This is a genomic window from Pseudoflavonifractor sp. MSJ-37 (assembly GCF_018917965.1).
Classification (GTDB): domain Bacteria; phylum Bacillota; class Clostridia; order Oscillospirales; family Oscillospiraceae; genus Pseudoflavonifractor_A.
In genome coordinates this window covers 881,921-905,795 of the sequence record NZ_JAHLPP010000001.1, presented here as the reverse complement: position 1 = coordinate 905,795, position 23,875 = coordinate 881,921, and the positions used below count along the sequence as shown (strand labels likewise).

The window sequence follows — 23,875 nt, the reverse complement described above, 5'->3', positions numbered from 1 at the left end:
AGAGCGTCCTGTCTCCTTTCGGGGAGGCGGGACGCTTTTTTGTGTTTGGACGGCCTCATCCTTGCAAATGGTGAAAAATACGGCTATAATACCAAGTGTGACAGATTTTTTGGAACGAACGTACATTTTTTGACTATGGAGGTGGAGCTCATGTTTCAGGCAGGCGATAAGATCGTCCATCCGATGCACGGCGCCGGTGTGATCGACAGCATCGTGCAGAAAAAAGTGAACGGCGCACTGAGAGAGTACTATATCCTGAAGCTCCCGTTGAACGGGATGCTCGTCATGATCCCCACGGAACACTGCCAGGAGATCGGTGTACGTCCTGTGATGGCGGGAGCGGAGGCGGACCGCGTGCTGGCTGCTCTGCCTGAAATCGAGGCGGATATGGATCCCAATTGGAACCGCCGCTATCGGGAAAATATGTTGAGGATCAAGAGCGGAGACCTGTTGGAGGTCGCCAAGGTCGTGAAGGGGCTGTCCCGGCGGGACGAGGAGAAGGGGCTTTCTACGGGGGAGCGGAAACTGCTCCACTCCGCCAAGCAGATCCTGATCTCCGAGATCGTGCTCTCTAAGGGTGCCAGCTATGAGGCTGTGGAAGCCCGCATCGATTCAGCCCTGAGCTGATATAGTGAGAGGAGCCTTCGGGCTCCTCTTTCGTTCCTATCATCTGCAAGATCGATCGTCAGGAAGTGAGGAAATAGGATATGGCTGGATGGTTCAAAGGATTTTTTGGACGAAAATACGAAGAGAAACGGTGTGCGGCGGTCGTCCCGGCGGCAGGTTCCTCGACCCGGATGCAAGGGCAGGACAAAGTGCTCCTCCCTCTGGGGGGAGTGCCTCTGCTGATCCGCACCCTGCGGGCGCTGGATGCGTGTCCGGGGATCGATGAGATCATAGTAGTCACCCGCGAGGATCAGATCGTGCCGATCAGCCAGCTCTGTCAGGAGAGCGGCCTCTCCAAGATCAAGTGCGTGGTCGTGGGCGGCGCCACCCGGGCAGAGTCAGTACTTCGAGGCATCCGAGAGGTCAGCCCAGAGATGGAGCTGATCGCCATCCACGACGGAGCGCGGCCTCTGGTGAGTCAGCAGGTATTGGACTGCGTCCTCCGAAAAGCGCAGGAGCATGGCGCGGCCGCACCGGCCGTCCCGGTGAAGGACACGATCAAGCAAGCGGTGGACGGTGTGGTGGAGCGAACTCCGGACCGCACCAGGCTCTTTGCGGTACAAACGCCCCAAGTCTTCGACCACGAACTGATCTTGGGTGCGCTGACGAAGGCGTTGGATGAGGGTGCAGAGCTCACCGACGACTGCTCGGCGGTGGAGCGTCTGGGCATGAAGGTCTGCCTTACGGAGGGCGATTATGCGAACTTGAAGGTGACCACGCCGGAGGATCTGATCCTGGCGGAGGCCCTGCTGGACTGGAGGGGGAACAGATGAGGATCGGACATGGATATGACGTGCATCAGCTGACGGAGGGCCGAAAGCTCATCCTGGGCGGAGTGGATATCCCTTGGGAGAAGGGGCTGCTGGGGCATTCGGATGCGGACGTGCTGACCCATGCGGTGATGGACGCCCTGCTGGGCGCCGCCGGACTATGGGACATCGGCCATGCGTTCCCGGACACAGACCCGGACTATGAGGGGGCAGACAGCCTGGTCCTGCTGGACCGGGTCATGGAGATGCTGTGCTCTAAGGGCCTTCATGTGGGCAATGTGGACGCCACTATCCTGGCCCAGCGCCCTAAGCTGGCGCCTCACATCCCGCAGATACGGTCCAACTTGGCCGTTCATATGAGCGTTGATGTGGACCGGGTCAACGTGAAGGCCACTACCGAAGAGGGGCTCGGCTTCACTGGCGCCGGACAGGGCATGGCCGCCCATGCGGTCTGCCTTCTGGAAGAGGACTGATCCACGCTCGTGACGCCCCCTGTCCCGGCCGCATAGACTGGGGCGAGAGGAGCGTTGCACCATGGTCTACTATCTTATCGTCTGCCGCTCCCTGACCTATGCCCAACGGACAGCGTCTGTTCTGGAGCGGGTAGGGATCGGCGCGCACATCCTGCGTTCGCCCAAGATCATCGCCGGGGAGGGGTGCGGATACTCGGTCAAGGTCGCGGAGCGAAACCTGGCCGGCGCCCTCCTGGTCCTAGCCCGTGTCGGACTGAGCCCGAAGCGGGTCTTCATCGCAGAGAGCGATGGCAGTTATAAAGAGGTAGAGCTATGATCTATCTCGACAATGCGGCTACCACGCTCCAGAAACCTCCGGAGGTGGCCTGGGCCATGGCAGCGGCTGTCCGGACCATGACGACACCGGGGCGGGGGACCTATCCAGCCTCCGCCCATGCGGCGGACACGGCCTACCAATGCCGCACGCTGGCGGCGCGTCTCTTCCAGGTATCTGCCCCGGAACGGGTGATCTTCACCTTCAATGCCACACACGGGCTGAACATCGCGATCAAAACTTTGGTCCGCCCCGGAGACCGGGTGGTGATCTCCGGCTATGAGCACAATGCGGTCACCCGTCCGCTGGCAGCCTTGGGTGCAGATGTGCTGGCGGTCCAGACTCCTTTGTTCCGGCCGGAGCTCCTCCTGCGGCAATTCCGGGAGGCGGTGACAGCGGACACGGCCGCTGTGATCTGCACCCATGTATCCAATGTGTTCGGTCATATCCTTCCAGTGAAGGAGATCGCCGCTCTATGCCGGGAACGGGGCGTGCCTTTCGTGCTGGATGCCTCCCAGTCTGCCGGGATCCTGCCGGTGTCACTAGAGGGGCTTGGCGCGGCTTTCATCGCCATGCCAGGACACAAGGGCTTGTACGGACCCCAGGGGAGCGGGCTCCTGCTCTGCGGAGCAGACCATCCGGACACCATCCTGGAGGGCGGGACCGGGAGCGCCTCGGCTCTGCCTGGGATGCCGGAAGACCTGCCGGACCGTCTGGAGGCCGGGACGCACGCCATGCCGGCCATCGCCGGACTACTGGAAGGGCTTCGTTTTGTGGCGCGTACCGGCCCGGCGCGGATCCTGGAACATGAGGCCGGCCTGACCGCCCAGGCGGCAGAGCTCCTGCGGCATCTTCCTGGAACGACGGTATATGCCGCGCCCCACGGTATGGGGCAGGCCGGAGTCCTTTCCTTCCAGTGTCAGGACATGGACTGTGAGACGACAGGAGAGCGTCTTGGCCGGATGGGCATCGCTGTACGGGCCGGGCTCCACTGCGCGCCGTTGGCCCACAGGACTGCCGGGACCTTCCGGGAGGGCACAGTGCGGATCAGCTTTTCGGCATTCAGCCGGGAGGAGGAACTCCATCATCTGGTCCGGTCACTGGAGCGGTTGCGGCGGCGCATGTGAATTTTTTGAAAATATTTTACGAATCGGCCGGAAAACACGCTGTCACAGTGGTATTCCGGCCGCTCCCTATCTGCGGAGGGTATTGCCATCAGCGTGGAAAAACAGTATAATGATTTGAACGGAGGGACGGATGTTTCGGTACGGAGCATCTGTCCACCACAAGCTGGCCCTACTGCCAGGATGGGAGAACATCTATGGAATATGTGTACCAGTTCGCGCAGGAACTGTTGAACTATCTGCGTCTGATCCATATCACGGATCTGATCGACATCGGGATCATGACCTTCGTGATCTACAAGATCATCATGCTGGTCCGCCGAAGCAGTTCCGGGCAGGTGGCCAAGGGGGTCATCCTGGTGCTGGCCGCCCTCTGGGTGGCCCAGATGCTCCGCCTGAACACAGTCAGCTTCTTCCTTGGCCGGGTGGTCGAGTGGGGCGTCGTGGCTCTGGTGGTCCTGTTCCAGCCGGAGATCCGCAAGGTGCTGGAGCAGGTAGGCAACAACCGCCTTTGGAACATGTTCGACAAAGAAGAGGCTCCAGATGAGATCGAGCACGCCATCCAGCAGACGGTGGAGGCGTATGCCTCATTGTCTAAGAGCAAGACTGGCGCTCTGATGGTATTCGAGCGAAAGAACCTCTTCGATGACTCCATCAAAACTGGTACTACGCTGGACTGTTCTGTGAGCAGTGAGCTTTTGAAGAACCTCTTCTGGAACAAAGCGCCGCTCCACGATGGCGCGGTGATCGTCCGCAAGGGCCGGATCGTGGGGGCGGGCTGTGTGCTCCCCCTGTCCGGCAACGTGAACCTGTCCCGTGATCTGGGCATGCGCCATCGGGCCGGCATCGGCGCCAGCGAACACACCGACGCGGTAGTGGCCATCGTCTCTGAGGAGACTGGCTCCATCTCTGTGGCGGTAGGTGGCATGCTCAAGCGCCATCTGGCCCCCGAAACGCTGGACCGACTCCTGCGCAATGAGCTTTTGCCGGAACGCGCCCCGGACGAGGGCCAGAAGTTCAAGCTGTTCAGCCTGCTGAAGAGCAAGAAGGGAGGGAGCCGTGATGGAGAAGATGAAGGAAAGTAAATGGCTCTATATCCTCCTGTCCTTCGTGGCGGCCTTCTTCCTGTGGCTGACCGTGGGCAGTGAGAACGGACAGGAAGAGATCAACATCATCCGGAACATCCCAGTGGTCTATACCAATATAGACGCGCTGGAAGAGCGGGGGCTCATGATCTCCGAGGGCGCGGAGCAGACCTTGGATCTGGAGATCAAGGCCACCCGGAGCGTGGCCCTCAAGCTCATGGAGAAGGGAGCCGTGTCGGCGGTGGTGGATGTGTCCAAGGTCACCAGCGCCGGGAGCTATACCACCGGCTATCAGCTCAACACACCAAATAGCGTGGTGCAGAGCAGTTTCAGTATCGTGGGCAGTATGCAGAACATCTCCTATACCGTGGCTCGCCGGTCCGACCGTGAGGTGGAGATCCGCGGACTCTTCAATGGTGAGGTGGCAGACGGCTTCCAGTTGGGCGAGTTCTCCATCACCCCCGGCAGCATCACGATCAGCGGGGAAGAGGCCAATGTGAACAAGGTGGACCACGCTCAGGTGGTCATCACCCGGGACGACGAGCCTCTGTCCGCCACCTATACCGGTACTATGCCCTTCCAGCTGATCGGTTTCGATGGACAGGTCCTGGACATGGATGCCCTCCATCTGACCGCCAATGTGGATACGGTGGATGTGACACTGCCTGTGGTGAAGCTCAAGGAGATCCCGTTGACGGTGGATATCCTAGACGGAGGCGGCGCTGCCCAAGATGATGTGGACATCGAGATCTCCCCCAGGACCATCACCGTCTCCGGCGACGAGTCCGCACTGGACTCCGTAGAAAAGATCGTGCTGGGCCAGGTGGACCTGCAGAAGGTGTTCACGCAGGACAGCCTGACCTTCCCGATAGACGTGGGTACGGAGTTGGAGAACGTCAGCGGCGTCAGCGAGGCCACTGTGACGGTCAAGATCCGCGGGCTGACCACCCGGACGCTGGAGGTGGACGACATCCAGTTCATCAACGTGCCGGACGGCTATACAGCGGAAGCCGTGACGCTGTCCATCCAGGTCCAAGTCCGAGGCAGAGAGGATGCGGTGAGTGCCGTCATACCCTCTCAGCTCCGTGCGGTGGCCGATCTGAAAGACGCCGGGCGCGGCAGTCAGACCGTCCCCGTCAAGGTCTATCTGGACGGGAGCAGTGATGTTGGCGTCGTAGGCACAGACTATAAGATCGTGGTCAATGTGAAACGCGCCTGACTCATACGAAAAGGATATCATCGAATAAAAAAGGAACGAGATCATATGAAGCAGATCGCCACAGTGAAGAAAGTGTTCAGCGACGGGATGGCGGAGATCGCCGTCCCCCGGAAGTCCGCCTGCGGTCATGACTGCTCCCAGTGTGGGGGCGGGTGCAGTGAGTTGATGGTCAAGAGCGAGGTGACTGCCCGGGCCGCCAATCCCATCCATGCCCAGCCTGGCGACAGCGTCCAGGTGGAGAGCGAGAGCGGACAGGTCTTGGGGATCGCCGCGGTCGTCTATCTGCTTCCGCTGTTCCTCTTTTTCGTGGGATATTTCGCGGTCGGCTGGCTCCTCCAGAATGAGACCTATGCTATGGCGGCCGGCGGAGTTGGATTCGCGGCGGGGATCATCGCGGCAGTGCTTGTCAATCGGGTCGTCAAGCGGAAGAAGCTGACTGCCTTCTGCATCACGGCTATCCTGGACTGAGGATGTTCGGCTACGTAAGGCCCCTGCGGCGCGAATTGAAGGTGTGGGAATGGGAGCACTACCGTGCGGCCTACTGCGGGCTGTGCGATACGATCGGGCGGCAGTACGGACTGACGGCCCGGATGTTCCTGAACTATGACTTCACCTTCCTGGCCATGCTCCTCCTTCCGGCGGAGGAGCGGACCGAACTGTATCGATGCCGTTGTCCGGCCCGCTTGTGGTGTGGACGGAAGCCCTGTACGAAGCCGGCCCCCGGCATGGATACGGCGGCGGGGGAGAGCGTGATCTTGACTTACTGGAAGCTCCGGGATGGGATCCTGGACGGTACGTTCCCGGAACGGATCGGTTGCCGATGCCTATCCCGTCTGCTTCGTCCGGCCTATCGGAAGGCCGCCGCCCGCTGGCCGGAGTTCACAGAGACGGTGGAACACTGTCTGGACGAGCTCCACGACTTGGAACGGGATGGGTGTCCCTCTCTGGACCGGACTGCGGATACCTTCGCCCGGCTCCTCCAGGCCGCCGCGCCCATCAGCGGCGGCGAGGTCCGGGACCGGTCCATGGACCAGCTTCTCTACCATGTGGGGCGCTGGATCTACCTGATCGATGCTTTGGACGATTTGGAGGAGGACCGGAGCAGCGGGAGTTACAATCCTCTGCTCCTGCGTTTTCCGGATGGTCCGGAGCGGCATAGAGAAGAGATAGAGTTGACCTTGCGCCATTCCAGGAACCTGGCCGCGGGCGCATGTGCCCTGCTGGAGCTGGGAGACTGGCGGGGCATCATAGAGAACATCCTGTTCCTCGGCCTTCCCGCAGTAGAGCGGTCCGTCTCCGACCGGGACGGCAGGCGGAGGGACCATCCTTTCAAGCATAGGAGAATGGAACGATGAGCGATCCGTACCGTGTTTTGGGTGTAGACCCGTCCGCCACCGATGAAGAGGTCAAACGAGCCTATCGGGAGCTGGCGCGGAAGTATCATCCGGACAACTATCAGAACAACCCTCTGGCCGATCTGGCGGAGGAAAAGATGAAAGAGATCAACGAGGCCTACGAGACGATCACCAAGCAGAGGTCCTCCGGCGGCTATCAGGCCCAACGTCAGTCTTCCTCTTATTCCTACCAGCAGAGCAGCGGCTATCAACAGCAGAGCCGCCCCGGCGGGACCGTCTATCAGCAGGCCCGTCAGGCGATCGATATGAACGATCTGATCCGGGCGGAACAGCTTCTGCGGACCGCACCCGCGCAGGATGCTGAGTGGCATTTCCTCATGGGGAGCATCGCTTATCGAAAGGGCTGGTTGGACGAGGCCATGCAGCACTTCCGGATGGCCTGTCAAATGGATCCATCCAACGGGGAATACCGCCAGGCACTGGCCATGATGCAGAACGCGGGACAGGTCTATCGTCCTTACGGCTACGGCGGGGCCATCGACTCCTGCGATTGCTGTACCAGTCTGCTGTGTCTGAACTGTCTGTGCGGCGGCTGTGGAGGCTACTGAGATGTCTCGTTCGCGTGGTCTGGCTCTGACGGCCCTGTTCGCCGCCTTATCTCTGATCGTATTGGGCGGGGCGTCTGTCATGCCGACTGGCCGGCTGGGACTGACGGCCTTGTCCGGCATCCTGCCGGCAGCCGCGGCGGTCTCCGGCGGCGGTCTCCGGGCCGGGCTTCTCTGTTACGGCTGTACAGGACTGCTGGGCCTGATCTTGGTGCCGGACAAGGGCTGCGCCCTGCTCTACCTGCTCTTCTTCGGGATCTATCCTCTGGTCAAATCTCTGGCGGAGCGATGCGGTGTATGGTGGAAGGAGTCCTTCCTGAAGCTGGCGTTCTTCAATGGCGTGCTCACCCTGTTCTGGCTGACCCTGAAGAGCATGTTCCTGCCGCTCCTGCCGGCGGTCCTGAACGGCACGTTGCCGGTCTATCTGGCTGGGAACGTGGTTTTTCTGGCCTATGACCACGGCCTATCCGGCGTTATTTGGCTCTATATCCGAAGGATCCATCGTACTTTGCGGAAATGAGGGTTTGCAAGCGGGAACGATCCTGTTATAATAAATTGATAGCGGTCGGCTGTCCCGGCTCGCCCGAGGCGACTGCCCATCTACAGACTTGAAGAGAAACGAGGGGAAGCCCTTTGATCAAAAGCATGACCGGTTATGGACGGGGAGAGGCGGTCCTCCACGGCCGTACCATCACCGTAGAGATCCGCTCCGTCAACAACCGTTATCTGGACTGTGCCATCAAGCTGCCCAGGATCTATGTGTTTGCCGAGGACGCGATCAAAACTCGGATCCAGGCCCATATCTCCCGGGGTAAGACAGATGTGTTCGTGACCATCGGTCCTTCTGAGAGCGGCGATGTGTCCGTCTCCGTCAACAAGCCGGTGGCGGATGGTTATTACAAGGCTCTCTGCGACCTGCGGGACACTTATGGCCTGAAGGACGATATCTCGGTGTCTCTGCTCTCTCGGATGCCGGATGTGTTCCTGGTGGAAAAGGACCCGGAAGATCTGGAGACGGTGGCCGCAGACCTGTGCCAGGTGTTGGAGACGGCCTTGGAGGACTTCGACGCTATGCGCATCCGCGAGGGCGGGAAACTGGTCCAGGACGTCCGGGACCGGGCCGCGGTCATCGCAGACCTCACCGGAAAGGTGGAGGAGCGCTCTCCCGGCATCGTGGCGGACTATCGAGCTAAGCTGGAGTCCAAGCTGACTGACGTGCTCCAGAGCACCCAGATCGACGAGAGCCGGATCCTCACGGAGGCGGCCATCTTCGCCGATAAGGTGGCAGTGGATGAGGAGACTGTCCGTCTGCGCAGCCACCTGTCCCAGTTGGAGCATATGCTCTCCGGCGACGGCCCCATCGGCCGCAAACTGGACTTCCTGATCCAGGAGTTCAACCGGGAGGCCAATACCATCGGTTCTAAGTGTAGTGACATCGAGACTGCCCGCTATGTGGTGGATATCAAAGGCGAGATCGAAAAGATCCGTGAGCAGATCCAGAACATCGAGTGACCTGGAGGGCGTCTATGAAACTCATCAATATCGGCTTTGGCAATATGGTATCGGCTGGGCGGCTCATCGCGATCGTCAGCCCGGATTCCGCGCCGATCAAACGAATGATACAGGAGGCCCGGGACAGTGGACAGCTCATCGACGCCACATACGGACGCCGGACACGGGCCGTCCTCATCATGGACAGTGATCATATCGTGCTCTCTGCCCTCCAGCCGGAGACGGTAGCGGGACGTTTGACCGGGAAGGAGACCAGCCCTGATCCGGAGGAGGATATGGAATGATACGAAAGAAAAAGAACAAGGGCCAGCTTATCGTGCTCTCCGGCCCGTCCGGCGTAGGGAAGAGCACTGTGATCGCTGAGTTGATGAGTGAGCGGGACAACTTGTTTTTCTCCGTGTCCTTCACCACCCGTCAGCCGCGGGTCGGCGAGGCGGATGGCGTGAACTATAACTTCGTCTCCCGAGATACCTTTGAAGGGATGATCGAACGAGGCGAGCTTCTGGAATATGCCGAATATGTAGGCAATTACTACGGTACGTCCCTGAAGGTCATCCAGGACAAGCTGGATGCCGGGATCGATGTCCTGCTGGACATCGAGGTCCAGGGGGCGGCCAAGGTGCGGAGCAAGTGCCCTGAGGCCGTGCTGATCTTCATCATCCCGCCCTCCTTCGAGGAACTCTCCCGTCGGCTCCACCGCCGGGCCACGGACCAGGAGGACGTGATCCAGGGCCGCCTCCAGAAGGCGCGAGAGGAATATCGGCACATCCCCCAGTATGATTACATGGTGGTCAATGACAAGGTGTCTGACGCGGCGGCGGAGATCGTCTCCATCATGACGGCCGAGGACTGTCGGACCCGGAACCGCCTCCATTTGGTGGATGATGTTTCCACAGACCGCTGATATCTGAAACTGAACGAGAAGGAGTTTGATGTTTTATGATGCTCTATCCCCCTATGAACAAACTGTTGGAGCAGATCCCCAGCCGGTATATGCTGGTGAACGTGGTGGCCCAGCGGGCCCGCCAGATCGCCAATGAGGCCGAGGAAAACGGAATCCATCTGGAGGACAAGCCCGTGACGCTGGCCATCCGTGAGGTGGCTGACGGCAAGGTCGAGCCTCAGGCAGAGGAATAAGGAGAGACAAGGGGCAAGCGTTGGGGCGGAAGCCCCGGCGCTTGCCTTTTCCGAAATCCAGACAGAAGGGGGCGGGAGCATGGGCACGGGAGCGTCTATGGCCGCTCAGGTGGCCCTTTCAGCGGCTACCTATGCCATCGATAAGCCCTATACCTATCTGATCCCGCCGGAACTTCAGGAGAGCCTGCGCCCCGGGATGCGGGTGATCGTCCCATTCGGAGCTGGGAACCGCAGGACCGAGGGGATCGTTCTGGCCATCGAAACATTGGAGACGGTATCAGATAGGTGCAAACCGATCCTGACCCAGCTGGACGATCAGCCGGTACTGGACCGGGAGAGCCTCAAACTGGCGATTTGGATGCGGGAACGGTATTTCTGCACTGTATATGACGCCGCCCGGGCCATGCTTCCTGCCGGACTCTATTTCTCCCTTCAAGACCGCTTCCGGCTGGCTCCCGGTGTAGACCGGGAGGCGGCCTGGGAAGCGGCTGGGCAGTCCAGCCGCGCCCAGTCCATCGTGGAGATGATCTGTGCCGCCGGGAGCATGGAGCGGGGCGCCATCCGGGCGGCCTTCGGGACCCGAGACCCGGGGCCCGCCTTGAAGATGCTCCAGGACAAGGGCATCCTGGCCTTGGAGACCAGTGCCTCCCGGGGCGTTGGTGACAAGACGGAGCGGGTCGCTGTATTGGCAGTCCCGCCAGAAGATGCCTTGGCACAAGTGACGCCCCGGCGCAAGTCAGCTCCCATGCGCTATGCCGTGATGGAGCTTCTCTGCGCCATGGGCGAGGCCTCGGTGAAGGAGCTCTGTTATTTCACAGGCGCCTCTCAGGAGACCATACGCTCTTTGAAGAAGAGCGGCATCATCACATTAGAGCGCCGGGAGATCCTCCGCAGGGCAACATCAGAAACACCGGTAGAGCCTGCCGGTCCGGTGGTGCTCAATGAGGAGCAGGAGGCAGCGTTCCAGGGACTGGATGCGCTGGCTCAGTCCGGCAAGCCGGCCGCCGCGCTCCTCTATGGCGTCACCGGGAGCGGGAAGACCCAGGTCTATATCCGCCTCATCCAGGCCAGCTTGGAACGAGGGAAAGGAGCTATGGTCCTGGTCCCGGAGATCGCGCTGACGCCCCAGCTCCTGCGGATCTTCTCCGCCCATTTCGGTGATGGGATCGCGGTGCTCCACAGCTCGCTCCGGGCGGGAGAGCGGTATGACGAATGGAAGCGAGTCCGTTCCGGTCAGGCCAAGGTAGTCATCGGTACCCGCTCGGCGGTGTTCGCCCCGATCCACGATCTGGGCATCGTGATCCTGGACGAGGAACAGGAGGGGAGCTACCACTCAGAACAGGTCCCAAAGTACCATGCCCGGGATGTGGCCAAGTACCGCTGTGCTCAGCGCGGCGCACTTTTAGTGCTGGGGTCGGCCACTCCGTCTGTCGAGACTATGTACCGGGCCCGAAACGGCCCCTATCACCTGTTCACCATCCGCCGCCGCTACAACGAGCAGGCATTGCCCCAAGTGACTATCGCCGATCTGCGGCAGGAACTGAAGGCGGGCAACGGCACGTCGATCAGCCGGCCGCTCCGGGAGGCTCTGGCCCGGAACATCGCTCTGGGAGAACAGTCCATCTTGTTCCTCAATCGGCGGGGCGCTAACCGGATGCTCTCCTGTGGGGAGTGCGGGGAAGTACCTACCTGTCCCCGGTGCTCAGTATATCTGACCTATCACTCGGCCAACGGGCGGCTCATGTGCCACTCCTGCGGTCATTCGGAGAAAGCGCCGGAGATCTGCCCCTCCTGCGGCGGGACTTTGAATTTCATCGGCACCGGTACCCAGCGGGTCCAGGAGGAGTTGGAACAGCTCTTTCCAGGGACAGAGGTGATGCGTATGGATGCTGATACGATATCTGCTACCCATTCCCACGAGAAGCTCCTCTCCCGGTTCGAGAAGGAGAAGGTGCCGATCCTGGTGGGGACCCAGATGGTAGCGAAGGGGCTGGACTTCTCCAATGTGACGCTGGTAGGCGTCGTGGCCGCCGATCTGTCCCTCTATGTAGACGACTACCGGGCGGCGGAACGGACGTTCTCACTCATCACACAAGTAGTGGGCCGGGCGGGCCGGGGCGCCAAGGCCGGGCGGGCGGTCATCCAGACCTACACGCCGGAGAACGACGTGATCCTGGCGGCGGCGGCCCAGGACTATGACGCCTTTTATGCCCAGGAGATCGAGACACGGCGGCTGAGAGGCTGTCCGCCCTTCCGGGATCTATTCACGATCGGCGCGTCCGGACCGGAGGAGAGTGCTGTGCTCCGGGCCTGTATGCGCCTGCGGAGCAGTTTGGAGGACTGGCTCCATCAGCCCGCCTGTCGAGACAGTGGGCTGGAAGTATTAGGCCCTGCCCCCGCCCCTATCGCCAAAGTGAATGACCGCTACCGCTATCGTCTGACGCTGAGCGGACGGAACGACAAAAAGACGCGGGCGCTGATCGCCCATCTGGTCTGCTGTGCGCAGAAAGATAAACAAAATCGGGGCGTATCCGTGACTGCGGAGGCCGACCCCTTAGATTGACCTAGGAGGAAGAGAGAAATGGCACTGAGAAAGATCTTGACGGATGAGGATCCGGCCCTGCACAAGGTGTGCCGGCCCTACACCGTGTTCGATGAGCGCCTGTGGGGGCTCCTGGACGATATGAAGGAGACGCTGGCGGACGCCAATGGCGCCGGTCTGGCCGCGCCCCAGGTGGGCATCCTTCGCCGGGCCGTGATCGTGGTGGACTCCAATGACGAGATGCTGGAACTGGTGAACCCGGAGCTCATTTGGACAGATGGCGAGCAGGAGGGCTTCGAGGGCTGTCTCAGCGTCCCCGGCCGCTGGGGCTTGGTGAAGCGCCCCATGCGGGCCAAGGTCCGGGCTCAGGACCGGAACGGGAACTGGTTCGAGGTCTCCGGTGAGGAGATCGTGGCCCGGTGCTTCTGCCATGAGCTGGAGCATCTGGACGGTCATCTCTTCACGGAGCACACCGACCGGCTCTATACGACGAAGGAACTGGACGCCTTGATGGAGCGTGAGTGAAGATATGAGGATCGTTTTCATGGGCACCCCCGCATTCGCGGTGCCTTCTCTGGAAAAACTAATCGATGCGGGCCACCAAGTGGTGGGTGTGTTCGCCCAGCCGGACAAGCCGAAGGGACGCGGTATGAAGCTCCAGGCCCCGCCGGTGAAGGAGCACGCTGTGGCCCACGGCATCCCGGTGTTCCAGCCAACGAAGCTCCGGGATGGGAGCGCCCTGGAGCAGATCCGGAGCCTGGATCCCGAGCTGATCGTGGTAGCGGCTTATGGCCGGATCCTGCCGGATGAGATCTTGCACTACCCCAAATTCGGCTGCATCAACGTCCACTCGTCGCTCCTGCCTCGGTATCGGGGCGCGGCGCCGATCAACTGGGCCATCCTGAACGGGGACGCTGAGACTGGCGTGACGATCATGTACATGGCTACTGAGCTGGATGCAGGTGATATCATCGCTCAGGTCCATACGCCGATCGGCCCGGATGAGGATGCGGACGCCCTCTATCAGCGTCTGGCTGAGATGGGTGGGGAACTGCTGATTCCTACGGTAGCGGAGATCGCCGCCGGCACGGCCGGCCGGACCCCTCAGGACCCTGCTCAGGTGACCTTTGCCCCCATGCTCAGCCGTGAGCTTTCTCCTGTGGATTGGAGCCGGCCGGCCCAAGCCATCCATGATCAGGTGCGCGGTCTGCTGCCGTGGCCCGCCGCCGTGACGGAGGCCATCACTGGCGAGCCCATGAAGCTCTTCGTGACTACGCTCCCCGGAGAGACGGCCTCTGCCGCACCTGGCACGATCCTGGCCGCCGGCAAGTCTGGCATCGACATAGTCTGCGGTGACGGGAAAGTCCTGCGGATCTTGGAGCTCCAAGCGGCCGGAAAGAAGCGGATGAAGGCCGCCGACTATCTGCGCGGGCATCCGCTCTCCGTCTCCTGATGGAGCGGAGCGCCCAGAAAGGGGACACTCATGTTTTACTATGATCCGACCTATTGGACCATATTGATGCCGGCCATGCTGATCGCGGCATGGGCCCAGTGGCGAGTGGACTCCACTTTTCGCCGCTGGTCCGCAGTGCGGTCCTCCCGTGGACTCACCGGGGCGGAGGCGGCAGAGGCCGTGCTCCGGGCCCACGGGGTCATGGGTGTCACGATCGAGCGTGTCTCCGGTCGTCTCACCGACCATTTCGACCCGCGATGCAATACCATCCGGCTTTCCGATGGAGTCTATGGCTCCAGCAGTGTGGCCGCGATCGGCGTTGCCGCCCATGAGGCAGGGCATGCCGTCCAATATGCCGTGGGGTATGGCCCCATCAAGCTCCGCAGTGCCATCATCCCAGTGTGCAATATAGGATCTCAACTGTCGATCGCGTTCATCCTGCTGGGCCTGTTCCTGTACAGTGAGCCCCTCTTTGCAGTCGGCATCCTGCTCTTCTCTCTGGCGGTGGTGGTCCAGCTGGTCACTCTTCCGGTGGAATTCAACGCCTCCCACCGGGCATTAGAAACGCTCGAGGCCGCTTATCTGCTGGAGGGCGGCGAGCTGGCTGGGGCCAGGAAGGTCCTGAGCGCCGCGGCGCTGACCTATGTAGCCGCGCTGCTGGTGTCCCTGGCCCAGCTCCTGCGGTTTCTGCTGGCCTTTGCCGGGAATGGAAGGCGGAGGAGAGACTGAGATGAGAGAAACAGCGAAAACAGCGCGGGAGGCCGCGCTCCTGTCCTTGACGGCCTGTGAGCGGCAGGGCGCTTGGTCAGACAACTACCTGAAACGGACGATCCGGGAGGCCGGACTGGACAGCCGGGACGGCGGACTGGCTTCCAAGCTTTGTTACGGCGTTCAGCAGGAGCAGATGCTCCTGGACTGGTATCTGGCCCAGTTCTCCAAGCTCCCGTTGGAAAAACTGGAGCCGAAGATCCGCAACTGCCTCCGACTGGGAGCCTACCAGATCCTGATGCTGGATCGGATCCCGGATGCAGCGGCGGTGGATGGATCGGTCTCTCTGGCTCGGAAGCACGCGAAGAACCCCAAGGCGGCCGGCATGGTGAACGCCATCCTCCGCAATCTGATCCGGGGGCGGGAGGAGTTGGCTCCGCCCACAGATTTGGCCACTCGCTATTCCCACCCCGCATGGCTCGTAAAGGAATTCGACCTTGCACTGAAGGGGAGAGGGACCGAAGCCCTTTTGGCGGCGGACAATGAAGCTCCACCCACTATGGCTCAGGTGAACACGGTCCGATATGAGACTGGTAAGGTCCTGAACGCCCTCCGTAAGGCAGGCGTGGATGCAGAACTCCATCCATGGCTCCCGGACTGTCTGCTCCTGAGCGGCACAGGGGACCTGGAGCGTCTGGACCTGTTTCGGGATGGCGCGTTCTACATCCAGGACGCCGCCGCCCGGCTGGCTGTGATGACAGCCGCGCCAAAAGCCGGGCAGAAGGTGCTGGACGCCTGCGCCGCCCCCGGCGGCAAGACCTTTGCCGCGGCAGTCCTCATGGAGGGGCAGGGGGAGATCTGGTCCTGCGACATCCACCCCCGCAAGGCAGGACTGATCCAGACCGGCGCGGCACGGCTTGGATTTGGAACGATCGTCCATACTGCCGTCCAGGATGGACGGGAGCGGCGGGAGGACTGGCTGGAGCGGTTCGACGTGGTGCTGGCCGATGTCCCATGTTCGGGTCTTGGGATCATCCGCAAGAAGCCGGATATCCGGTATAAGGATCCGGGACCGTTGTCCGGCCTCCCGCCGATTCAGGCTGCGATCCTGGAGAACGTCTCCCACTATGTGGCTCCCGGCGGTGTCCTGCTCTATTCTACCTGTACGCTCCTGCGGCGGGAGAACGAGGACATCGTATCGGACTTTCTTGACGGCCATTTGGACTTTACGGCTGAGCCGTTTCAGGCGGCTGGACCGATCGGACCGGTCGAAAGCGGTATGCTGACCCTCTGGCCTCATATCCACGGGACCGATGGTTTTTTCTTGGCAAAATTGCGCCGGAGGGCGTGAAAAAGGGACTGTACTTATGATCGATATCAAATCCATGGATATGGACGAGCTGGCTCTCTTTCTGAAAGAGATGGACCAGCCCGCCTTTCGGACCAAACAGGTGTTCCGCTGGCTCCACCGGGGCGTGCGCTCTTTCGATGAGATGACCGACCTTTCCAAACACCTCCGGGAACAGCTGAAGGAGCGCTGTCTCCTGGCTCCGCCCACAGTGGAACGCAAACAGGTCTCCGCGCTGGACGGCACCATCAAATATCTGTGGCGCCTCCATGATGGGAACTGCATCGAGACGGTTTTGATGCGGTATAAGCATGGCAATACTGTGTGTATCTCCTCTCAGGTGGGATGCCGGATGGGCTGTGCCTTCTGTGCTTCCACGCTGGCGGGCAAAGTGCGGAACTTGACCTCGGCAGAGATGCTGGATCAGGTGCTTTTCACCCAAATCGACTCAGGTGCGGCGATCTCCAACATCGTCCTCATGGGCATCGGCGAGCCGTTGGACAATTTCGACACGGTCATGCGTTTCCTGAAACTGGTGAACCACCCGGAGGGCATGAACATCGGGATGCGCCATATCTCGTTGTCCACCTGTGGATTGGTGGACCGGATCGATGAGCTGGCCGACCGACAGCTCCAGCTCACTCTGTCTGTGTCGCTCCATGCGCCAGACGATGAGACCCGCTCCAAGATCATGCCGGTGAACCGGAGCGTAGGCGTAGAGCGGCTGTTCCAGAGCTGCCGGCGTTATTTCGAAAAGACCGGACGGCGGATCTCGTATGAGTACGCCATGATCGACGGTGTCAACGACAGTGACTGGCAGGCCGATCTCCTTGCCCGCCATCTCAAGGGGACGCCTGGACACGTGAATCTGATCCCGCTCAATGAAGTGAAGGAGAGCCCCCTGCGGCCCAGCCGCCGGGTGGCGGCTTTCCAGAAACGGCTGGAGTCCCACGGCGTGACTGTGACCGTCCGGCGGAAGCTCGGCGGCGACATCGACGCCTCCTGCGGTCAGCTCCGGCGGAAGCAGATGCTGGAGCAGGGCGTCCGCTGACCCCGCATCGCCGCGGCGATGCGTCCCATCCCGGTCCGCGTGGGATGGTGGAGAGAAAATCTACTGCGGAAAAGAAGGCTTCTATGATGATAAAAGCATGGGGGATCACAGACAGAGGCTGTGTGCGGCAGCAGAACCAGGACGCCTATTATCTGGATGTCCTTTCCGGAAACCTGGCCGTCGGACTGGTGTGCGACGGCATGGGCGGCGCCAGGGCGGGCAATATCGCCAGTATGTTGGCGGTCGAGTCCTTCGTGGAGGCGCTCAAACAGCTTCCGCCGGGGACGCCGGACGATCCGGAAGCGTTCCTGCGCCAGGGCGCGGAATGCGCCAATGAGGCGGTCTACCGCCGGGCCCGGACGGACCCGGACTGCCGTGGGATGGGCACCACCATGGTGGCTGTCCTGACAGAGGAGAAGGAGGCCTATCTTCTGAACATCGGAGACAGCCGGGCCTATCTCATCTCCTCCGTCGGCATCGAAAAGGTGACCCGGGATCATTCTTTGGTGGAGGATATGGTCCGCCGGGGCGACCTGACCCCGGAACAGGCCCGCAGCCATCCCCAGAAGAACCTGATCACCCGTGCGCTCGGGACAGAAGAGCACGTACGGGCGGATCTGTTCCACCGGACCCTGGAGCCGGGCGACCACCTGCTCCTGTGTTCAGATGGGCTCTCTAATGTGGTCAGCGACCAGGAGATGCTCTATGAGGTCCTCCATGGAGGCGAAGTGGAGGGCGCGTGCCGCCGTCTGTTGGACATCGCGTTGTCCCGGGGCGCCCCGGACAATGTGACCTGTGTCCTCTTTCAGTATGAGTAAGGGAGGGTAATGACTATGGATCGATACATAGGGAAATTACTCGATGATCGATATGAGATCCTGGAACGGATCGGGACCGGCGGCATGGCCGTGGTCTACAAGGGCCGTGATCACCGGCTCAACCGTCTGGTGGCTATCAAGATCCTGAAGGACGACCTGGCCCAGGACGAGGAATTCCGCCGCCGCTTCCACGATGAGTCCAGGGCCGTCGCCATGCTCTCGCATCCCAATATCATGGCAGTGTACGACGTGAGCACATCGGGGGACATGGACTATATCGTCATGGAGCTGCTGGACGGGATCACGCTCAAGCAGTATATGCAGCGCCGGGGCGGGAAGCTGAGCTGGAAGGAAGCCCTGCACTTCATCATCCAGATCATGAAGGCGCTTTCCCATGCCCACTCCCGCGGCATCATCCACCGGGACATCAAGCCCCATAACATCATGGTCCTGCGGGACGGGAGCATCAAGGTGGCCGACTTCGGCATCGCCCGGCTGACCTCCGCCTGTCAAAACACCATGACGCAGGAGGCACTTGGCTCTGTCCACTATATCTCTCCGGAGCAGGCCAGAGGAAGCCATATCGATGCCCGCTCGGACATCTATTCCGCCGGTGTGGTCCTCTATGAGATGCTGACCGGCCGCCTGCCCTATGAGGGTGACTCCCCAGTGGCAGTCGCGATCCAGCACATCAACTCCATCCCGCTCTCTCCCCGGGAGCTGGAGCCGGATATCCCTGAGGCACTGGAAGCGATCACCCTCAAGGCCATGGCCTCCGATGTGAACAAGCGCTATATCTCTGCCGACGCTATGCTGGCCGATCTGGAGGAATTCCGCCGCAATCCCAGCATCAGTTTCGATCTTCCAGAGGACATCCGGCTGATGGACGGAGAGGATGAGCCCACTCAGATCATCGGAGCCAATACGCCCAGTGCCATGACTGGCGGCCGTCGGCCCGCCCGGCCCATGGAGGCAGAGGACGCCACCCAACGTATCCCCCGGACTGGGAGCAGTGGAAACAGCCGGCGGACTCCACCGCCCCGCTATGATGTATCCCGAGAAGAGGACCGGTATCCGGACGAGTTGGAGGAGCGGCCCAACCGCTGGCCGATCATCGCCGCCGCAGGTGCGATCCTGATCTTCCTGATCGGTATCGGTGTGTTCCTCGTCAACATTCTGGGCGATACGTTCCAGGGCGGCCACGATATCACCATCCCGAACCTCTTGGGCTATACCATCGAAGATGCCATGCAGCTGGATGCTGTGAAGGATGGAGGCTTTACGATACAAGAGGTCGGGGATCCGATCGACAGTTCCTATCCGGAAGGGACCATCGCCACTCAGTCTCCCAAAGAGAATGCTGCCCTCCGGGATACAGAGGAGAACCGGGTCATCACCGTCCAGCTCAGCAAGGGCACCGACGGGGAGGATCAGACCATGCCTAATCTGGTAGACGAGGAGCAGGGGTATGCCCTTCAGCTCCTGAAGCAGATGAAGGACCTGGAGCTGGAGGTCGAGACTACCACCGAGCCCTCGGAAGACATCGAGGAGGAGCATGTGATCCGTACCGATCCCGAGGCGGATACGGTCCTGACCAAGGGCCAGACCGTGACGGTCGTCGTCAGCAGTGGGAAGGCTGCAAAGTCGATCACCGTCCCACCTCTGACCGGCCTGAGTCTGAAGCGGATCGACCAGACCATGCTGGATGGTCTGGATGTGACCTATAAATATGAGTATGATGCCGTCGTGGCCAGCGGCCTCATCATCGATCAGTCCATCGAGGCTGGGACGCAAGTCCAGGAAGGGGCCAGCCTCACGCTGATCGTCAGCAAGGGGCCTGCGCCGGCCGCCACTCCGAGTCCGGCTCCGGAACAGCCCTCTACGTCTGCTTCGCCTTCTGAGAGCCGGGTCTCTAAGACGATCGTAGTCGACCTTTCCAGCGTTGGCGGAGAGACTGTCCGGGTCCGGGTCATGCTGGGAGATTCTGACGTCTATCCGGAGCAGGAAGTCTCTGTGAGCTTGGGCAAGCTGGACGTGCCCGTCACCGGTGACGGCGACGAGTTGGTGAGCGTCATCGTCAATGGCGAGCTCGTGGAGAGCCGCCCGCTGGATTCCTATTGATATGGCAGAGGGAACGATCTTGAAAGCCCTGAGCGGCTTCTATTATGTAGACACCGGGGCGGCGCTGGTCACCTGCCGTGCCCGGGGCAAGTTCCGGCACAACAAACAGACTCCGCTGGTAGGAGACCGGGTAGCCTTCACGGACCTAGGCGACGGGACCGGTGCGCTGGATGATATCCTGCCGCGGCGGAACGAGTTCTACCGCCCTGCCGTATCTAACATCGAACTGCTGGTGGTCATCGCCTCTGGGGCCATCCCGGTGACAGATCCTTTCCTGATCGACCGGGTGGTCTCCATCGCGGAGAGCCGGGACTGTGAACCGATCATCTGTATCAACAAGTGCGATCTGGATGCGGCGGAAGAACTCTACCGGACCTATCAGGGGGCTGGCTTCACCACTATCCGGGTCAGCGCCGAGACCGGAGAGGGCATCGACCTTCTCCGGCAGACCATCGCCGGAAAGACCTGCGCATTCACCGGGAACTCCGGCGTAGGCAAATCCAGCATCCTGAATGCTCTGGAGCCCGCATTCGGACTCCAGACCGGGGAAGTCAGTGAGAAGCTGGGGCGCGGCCGGCATACGACCCGACATGTGGAGCTCTTCCGGCTCTCCAATGGAGCGGTCGTGGCAGACACCCCTGGGTTCTCCTCTTTCGATACCGAGTGGGAGGAGATCCGACGGCCCGAGGAGCTCCCGGCCACCTTCCGGGAGTTCCGGCCCTATCTGGACCAGTGCCGCTTCCAGGGATGTGCCCATGTGAAGGAAAAGGGCTGTGCCGTTCGAAAGGCTATGAGAGAAGGCCGGATCGCGTCCAGCCGATATGAGAGCTATGTGCGGCTCTATGAGCAGGCCAAGGAGGTACCGGAATGGGAACGAAAATGAAGCGTGCGCTGGTCTTCGGGTCGGTACCATGTACGGACTGGCGCTTCCTGGAGGCTTATGACACAGCAGGCTGTCCGGTCTATTGTGCAGACGGCGGCGTGAACGTGGCCGCTTCCGCGGGCTTCCGGCCTGACTTTGTGATCGGCGACTGGGATTCCGGCGGTGCGCCGGTGGCCGGGGTAGACAGTGTCAGCCTCCCCACAGAGAAGGACATGACCGATCTGCAGTCTGCTATGTCCCGTGCCTGCCGGGACGGATACCGAGACCTGCTGCTCTGCGGCGCCCTGGGCGGCCCACGGCTGGACCACACCGTGTTCAATCTGCACCTTTTGGAGTGGCTGGCAGACCGGGGGGCACGGGGGCTCTTGGTGGATCGCGACAACGAAGTCCGTTTGCTGGATAGCGAGACCGTCCGTCTGGATGCCATATCCCCCCGATACCATTATTTTTCGTTGGCGCCTCTGGACCGGACGGTGGAGGACGTCTCTCTGGCGGGGGCCAAATATCCTCTGACTGAGGCCACGCTCTACCGAGGCGATTCTCTCACGGTCAGCAATGAGCCGACTGGACCAGATCTGACGGTCCGGGTGGGCCGGGGGCGGCTCCTGCTGATCCGGAGCCAGCGGGACGATCTGCGGTAAAGCAGACTACATACGGAACGGATGACCGCTTCCTGCGTATACTGGGATGAGACCAGTGACGAAGGGGGCGGTCATCTTGCCGTTTCGGCCGGATATCAAAAGGTTGAAGTGGTACATCGCCGCAGGGGCTTTGACGGCCGTCCTGCTGCATCCCGTGAGTATCGTGACGCTGGGCGCCGGTGTCGTCCTTGGATGTCGAGGGCGTGCTTGGCTGGAAGCACTGGAAAGGAGCATATCCGGATGAGGATCGTAGTCGTGCGTTCCCCAAAGGCCCTCCGTGGGATCCTGCGGACCCTGTTCGGCCTGCGTTAGTCCCGCCAGGGACTGGGGTGAACGGACAGCCGGGCGTGGCGGCCCGGCTGTCCGTTTTTTACTTTCACACATAGACGGGAGACCACGTACATATAGTGTCCCAGACAGGAGGGCGGCCATGCTCTCTCGAAAGGAAGTGGGATACTGCTCATGGAACTGGAATTGGAACGGATCCAGCTCAACGGCTATGAGATGGTCCTGGAAACCACAGTGTTCCAGGAAGAGACGCTGGAGACGATCGTACCGGACGCCTGTCCGGACATCTTGCGGATCGTGGATACGGAGGGCTGTGCCTTTCTGAGCGGCCGGGAGGCCTCAGAGGGACGTGCTGGCTTTTCCGGTCAGGTGGAGGCGGCGGTACTCTATCAGCCAGACGGGGAAGAAGGCATCCGGCGGCTGACGGTGACGATCCCATTCAGCGGAAGTGCCGACGGAAGCCGGATCGACAGCCGGTGCCGGATATTGTCTGTCCCGCGGGTAGAGGGCATGGAGACCCGTATCCTGAACCCACGGAAGGTCCTGATCCGGGCCGGCATCGCGGTGGAACTCCAAGTCTATATCCCAATAGAGGATGAGCTCTGCTCCGGTGCGGCGGACGGCGGAGATGGGGGCGTCCAGCAACTCTGTGAGACCTGCCGTTCTTATCATATCGCCTGTGTGCAGGAGAAGCCCTTCTCAGTGGCTGATGACGTGACGCTGCCCGGAAGCAAGCCGGAGGCAGAGACGCTCCTGAAGTACCGGCTCGGACTGGCTTGCGGTGAGGCCAAGACGATCGGGAACAAACTGATCTTCAAAGGGAACGTGGCGCTCCAGCTCCTCTATCAGAGCCGGGACGGCATGCTCTGCGACGGACTCTTCGAACTGCCGTTCTCTCAGATCATGGAGGTATCCAACTCTGGGGAAGAGTCTGACTCTTCAGTCGAAGTGACGGCAGTCCGCTGTACCGTCTCTCTGGAAGATGGTGGAGATGGACGCACCATCCATGTGGGACTGGAGCTTCTGGCTCAGGCGGTGCTCTTTACAGAACAGAGCTTTCCTATGCTCACAGATATGTATAGCGTCTCCTATGCCTTGGAGACTGAGACCCGGGCGCAGACACTGGACCACCTGATCGAGCGGAGTTCCAAGGCCCCGGCCCTTCGGGAGGTCATCGAAAGCGGAGAGCTGGCGGAAGAGGTGGTGGATGCCTACCTTTCCGTCGGACGGCTGGAGCAGCGCCGGGAAGAGGGTCATTTGGTCCTGGAGGCAGAGATCCGGGCCACCGCTCTGTGCCGGATGAGCTCCGGCAGTTTGGAAACGGTCTCAAAGGTGTTCCGGGTGCCCTGCACTCTGGATCTGCCGGATGGATGTCGGTGCATCTGTGCCTGCCGATGCCCTGAACCGCTGTTTGCTGCGCCTACCACCGGCGGTGTAGAAGTGCGCTTCGCCGTAGAGTTCCGCTATCTGGCACTCCAGAGCGTCACGGCCATCGGCATCTCTGCCGCACGGCTGGACATGGATGCGCCCCGGGCACAGGAATGCCAGCCTTCCATCGTCCTGCGGATGGTAGGGAAAGGGGAGCGCCTTTGGGACATCGCCAAGGCTTGTGGGACTACGATGGCAGACATCCGACAGGCCAATGAGCTGGAGGAAGACTGCTTACCAGACGGCCAGCTCCTGCTGATCCCGCGGAAACGGGCCTGACAAGGTGAAGATGGAACGAGTGGAAGCGGCCGACCGGGGTATGGGACCGCTCTGCC

26 protein-coding genes are annotated in these 23,875 nt (G+C 61.2%); all 26 read left to right on the top strand.

The features are described 5' to 3' along the window. Window positions 1-150: 150 nt before the first annotated feature. The 26 genes from KQI12_RS04230 (at window position 151) to KQI12_RS04105 (ending at window position 23,819) form a co-directional block, all read left to right on the top strand. Complete coding sequence (locus KQI12_RS04230) at window positions 151-627, top strand: CarD family transcriptional regulator (protein WP_216570826.1); 477 nt, start codon at window positions 151-153, stop codon at window positions 625-627. Window positions 628-797: 170 nt separating this feature from the next. Beyond that, window positions 798-1,439, top strand: coding sequence for a 2-C-methyl-D-erythritol 4-phosphate cytidylyltransferase (ispD, locus tag KQI12_RS04225; protein WP_253290801.1), 642 nt, complete (start codon window positions 798-800; stop codon window positions 1,437-1,439). Beyond that, the gene (ispF, locus tag KQI12_RS04220) at window positions 1,436-1,909 is read left to right on the top strand and encodes a 2-C-methyl-D-erythritol 2,4-cyclodiphosphate synthase (protein ID WP_216570822.1); all 474 of its coding nucleotides are present in this window, start codon (window positions 1,436-1,438) and stop codon (window positions 1,907-1,909) included. The genes ispD and ispF overlap by 4 nt, the downstream gene beginning before the upstream one ends. A gap of 61 nt (window positions 1,910-1,970) precedes the next feature. After that, complete coding sequence (locus KQI12_RS04215; protein ID WP_216570820.1) at window positions 1,971-2,225, top strand: DUF3343 domain-containing protein; 255 nt, start codon at window positions 1,971-1,973, stop codon at window positions 2,223-2,225. Next, window positions 2,222-3,349 carry an aminotransferase class V-fold PLP-dependent enzyme gene (locus KQI12_RS04210; RefSeq protein WP_216570818.1) on the top strand — a complete coding sequence of 376 codons (1,128 nt, stop codon included), beginning with the start codon at window positions 2,222-2,224 and terminating at the stop codon, window positions 3,347-3,349. Before KQI12_RS04215 ends, KQI12_RS04210 begins: the two co-directional genes overlap by 4 nt. A 194-nt stretch (window positions 3,350-3,543) precedes the next feature. Beyond that, on the top strand, window positions 3,544-4,431 hold the full coding sequence (gene cdaA, locus KQI12_RS04205; RefSeq protein ID WP_216570816.1) for a diadenylate cyclase CdaA: 888 nt from the start codon (window positions 3,544-3,546) through the stop codon (window positions 4,429-4,431). Beyond that, window positions 4,409-5,650 (top strand): YbbR-like domain-containing protein, encoded by a 1,242-nt coding sequence (locus KQI12_RS04200; protein ID WP_216570814.1) that lies wholly within the window; start codon window positions 4,409-4,411, stop codon window positions 5,648-5,650. Before cdaA ends, KQI12_RS04200 begins: the two co-directional genes overlap by 23 nt. A gap of 45 nt (window positions 5,651-5,695) precedes the next feature. Beyond that, on the top strand, window positions 5,696-6,118 hold the full coding sequence (locus KQI12_RS04195) for a SoxR reducing system RseC family protein (protein WP_216570813.1): 423 nt from the start codon (window positions 5,696-5,698) through the stop codon (window positions 6,116-6,118). A gap of 2 nt (window positions 6,119-6,120) precedes the next feature. Next, the gene (locus tag KQI12_RS04190) at window positions 6,121-7,005 is read left to right on the top strand and encodes a DUF5685 family protein (protein WP_216570812.1); all 885 of its coding nucleotides are present in this window, start codon (window positions 6,121-6,123) and stop codon (window positions 7,003-7,005) included. Then, a complete protein-coding gene (locus KQI12_RS04185; protein ID WP_216570811.1) occupies window positions 7,002-7,613 on the top strand; it encodes a DnaJ domain-containing protein in 612 nt (203 codons plus the stop codon). The genes KQI12_RS04190 and KQI12_RS04185 overlap by 4 nt, the downstream gene beginning before the upstream one ends. 1 nt (window position 7,614) lies before the next feature. Further along, window positions 7,615-8,130 carry a hypothetical protein gene (locus tag KQI12_RS04180; RefSeq protein WP_216570810.1) on the top strand — a complete coding sequence of 172 codons (516 nt, stop codon included), beginning with the start codon at window positions 7,615-7,617 and terminating at the stop codon, window positions 8,128-8,130. Window positions 8,131-8,243: 113 nt separating this feature from the next. After that, window positions 8,244-9,122, top strand: coding sequence for a YicC/YloC family endoribonuclease (locus tag KQI12_RS04175; protein WP_253290799.1), 879 nt, complete (start codon window positions 8,244-8,246; stop codon window positions 9,120-9,122). A 14-nt stretch (window positions 9,123-9,136) separates the two neighbouring features. Continuing rightward, window positions 9,137-9,406 (top strand): extracellular matrix/biofilm regulator RemA, encoded by a 270-nt coding sequence (gene remA / locus KQI12_RS04170; RefSeq protein ID WP_216570809.1) that lies wholly within the window; start codon window positions 9,137-9,139, stop codon window positions 9,404-9,406. After that, window positions 9,403-10,026, top strand: coding sequence for a guanylate kinase (gene gmk, locus KQI12_RS04165; RefSeq protein WP_216570808.1), 624 nt, complete (start codon window positions 9,403-9,405; stop codon window positions 10,024-10,026). The genes remA and gmk overlap by 4 nt, the downstream gene beginning before the upstream one ends. A gap of 35 nt (window positions 10,027-10,061) precedes the next feature. After that, window positions 10,062-10,259 carry a DNA-directed RNA polymerase subunit omega gene (rpoZ, locus tag KQI12_RS04160; protein WP_216570806.1) on the top strand — a complete coding sequence of 66 codons (198 nt, stop codon included), beginning with the start codon at window positions 10,062-10,064 and terminating at the stop codon, window positions 10,257-10,259. Window positions 10,260-10,338: 79 nt separating this feature from the next. Beyond that, complete coding sequence (gene priA, locus KQI12_RS04155) at window positions 10,339-12,822, top strand: primosomal protein N' (protein WP_216570804.1); 2,484 nt, start codon at window positions 10,339-10,341, stop codon at window positions 12,820-12,822. 18 nt (window positions 12,823-12,840) lie between these two features. Further along, a complete protein-coding gene (gene def / locus KQI12_RS04150; protein WP_216570802.1) occupies window positions 12,841-13,326 on the top strand; it encodes a peptide deformylase in 486 nt (161 codons plus the stop codon). A gap of 4 nt (window positions 13,327-13,330) precedes the next feature. Next, window positions 13,331-14,254, top strand: a complete 924-nt coding sequence (fmt, locus tag KQI12_RS04145; protein ID WP_216570800.1) for a methionyl-tRNA formyltransferase — start codon at window positions 13,331-13,333, stop codon at window positions 14,252-14,254. Between the two features lie 30 nt (window positions 14,255-14,284). Then, entirely contained in the window at window positions 14,285-14,983 is a 699-nt protein-coding gene (locus tag KQI12_RS04140) for a zinc metallopeptidase (RefSeq protein ID WP_216570798.1), read from the top strand. A gap of 1 nt (window position 14,984) precedes the next feature. Next, complete coding sequence (rsmB, locus tag KQI12_RS04135) at window positions 14,985-16,313, top strand: 16S rRNA (cytosine(967)-C(5))-methyltransferase RsmB (RefSeq protein ID WP_216570796.1); 1,329 nt, start codon at window positions 14,985-14,987, stop codon at window positions 16,311-16,313. 16 nt (window positions 16,314-16,329) lie between these two features. Further along, window positions 16,330-17,361, top strand: a complete 1,032-nt coding sequence (gene rlmN / locus KQI12_RS04130) for a 23S rRNA (adenine(2503)-C(2))-methyltransferase RlmN (RefSeq protein ID WP_216570794.1) — start codon at window positions 16,330-16,332, stop codon at window positions 17,359-17,361. A gap of 83 nt (window positions 17,362-17,444) precedes the next feature. After that, window positions 17,445-18,179: a Stp1/IreP family PP2C-type Ser/Thr phosphatase gene (locus KQI12_RS04125; RefSeq protein ID WP_253290797.1), complete on the top strand. Its 735-nt coding sequence runs from the start codon at window positions 17,445-17,447 to the stop codon at window positions 18,177-18,179. Window positions 18,180-18,194: 15 nt separating this feature from the next. Next, complete coding sequence (gene pknB / locus KQI12_RS04120) at window positions 18,195-20,300, top strand: Stk1 family PASTA domain-containing Ser/Thr kinase (RefSeq protein ID WP_216570792.1); 2,106 nt, start codon at window positions 18,195-18,197, stop codon at window positions 20,298-20,300. A 1-nt stretch (window position 20,301) separates the two neighbouring features. Then, window positions 20,302-21,183 (top strand): ribosome small subunit-dependent GTPase A, encoded by an 882-nt coding sequence (rsgA, locus tag KQI12_RS04115; RefSeq protein WP_216570790.1) that lies wholly within the window; start codon window positions 20,302-20,304, stop codon window positions 21,181-21,183. Beyond that, the gene (locus tag KQI12_RS04110) at window positions 21,168-21,824 is read left to right on the top strand and encodes a thiamine diphosphokinase (protein WP_216570788.1); all 657 of its coding nucleotides are present in this window, start codon (window positions 21,168-21,170) and stop codon (window positions 21,822-21,824) included. The genes rsgA and KQI12_RS04110 overlap by 16 nt, the downstream gene beginning before the upstream one ends. A 462-nt stretch (window positions 21,825-22,286) precedes the next feature. After that, window positions 22,287-23,819 carry an SPOCS domain-containing protein gene (locus KQI12_RS04105; RefSeq protein ID WP_216570787.1) on the top strand — a complete coding sequence of 511 codons (1,533 nt, stop codon included), beginning with the start codon at window positions 22,287-22,289 and terminating at the stop codon, window positions 23,817-23,819. Window positions 23,820-23,875 lie beyond the last annotated feature (56 nt).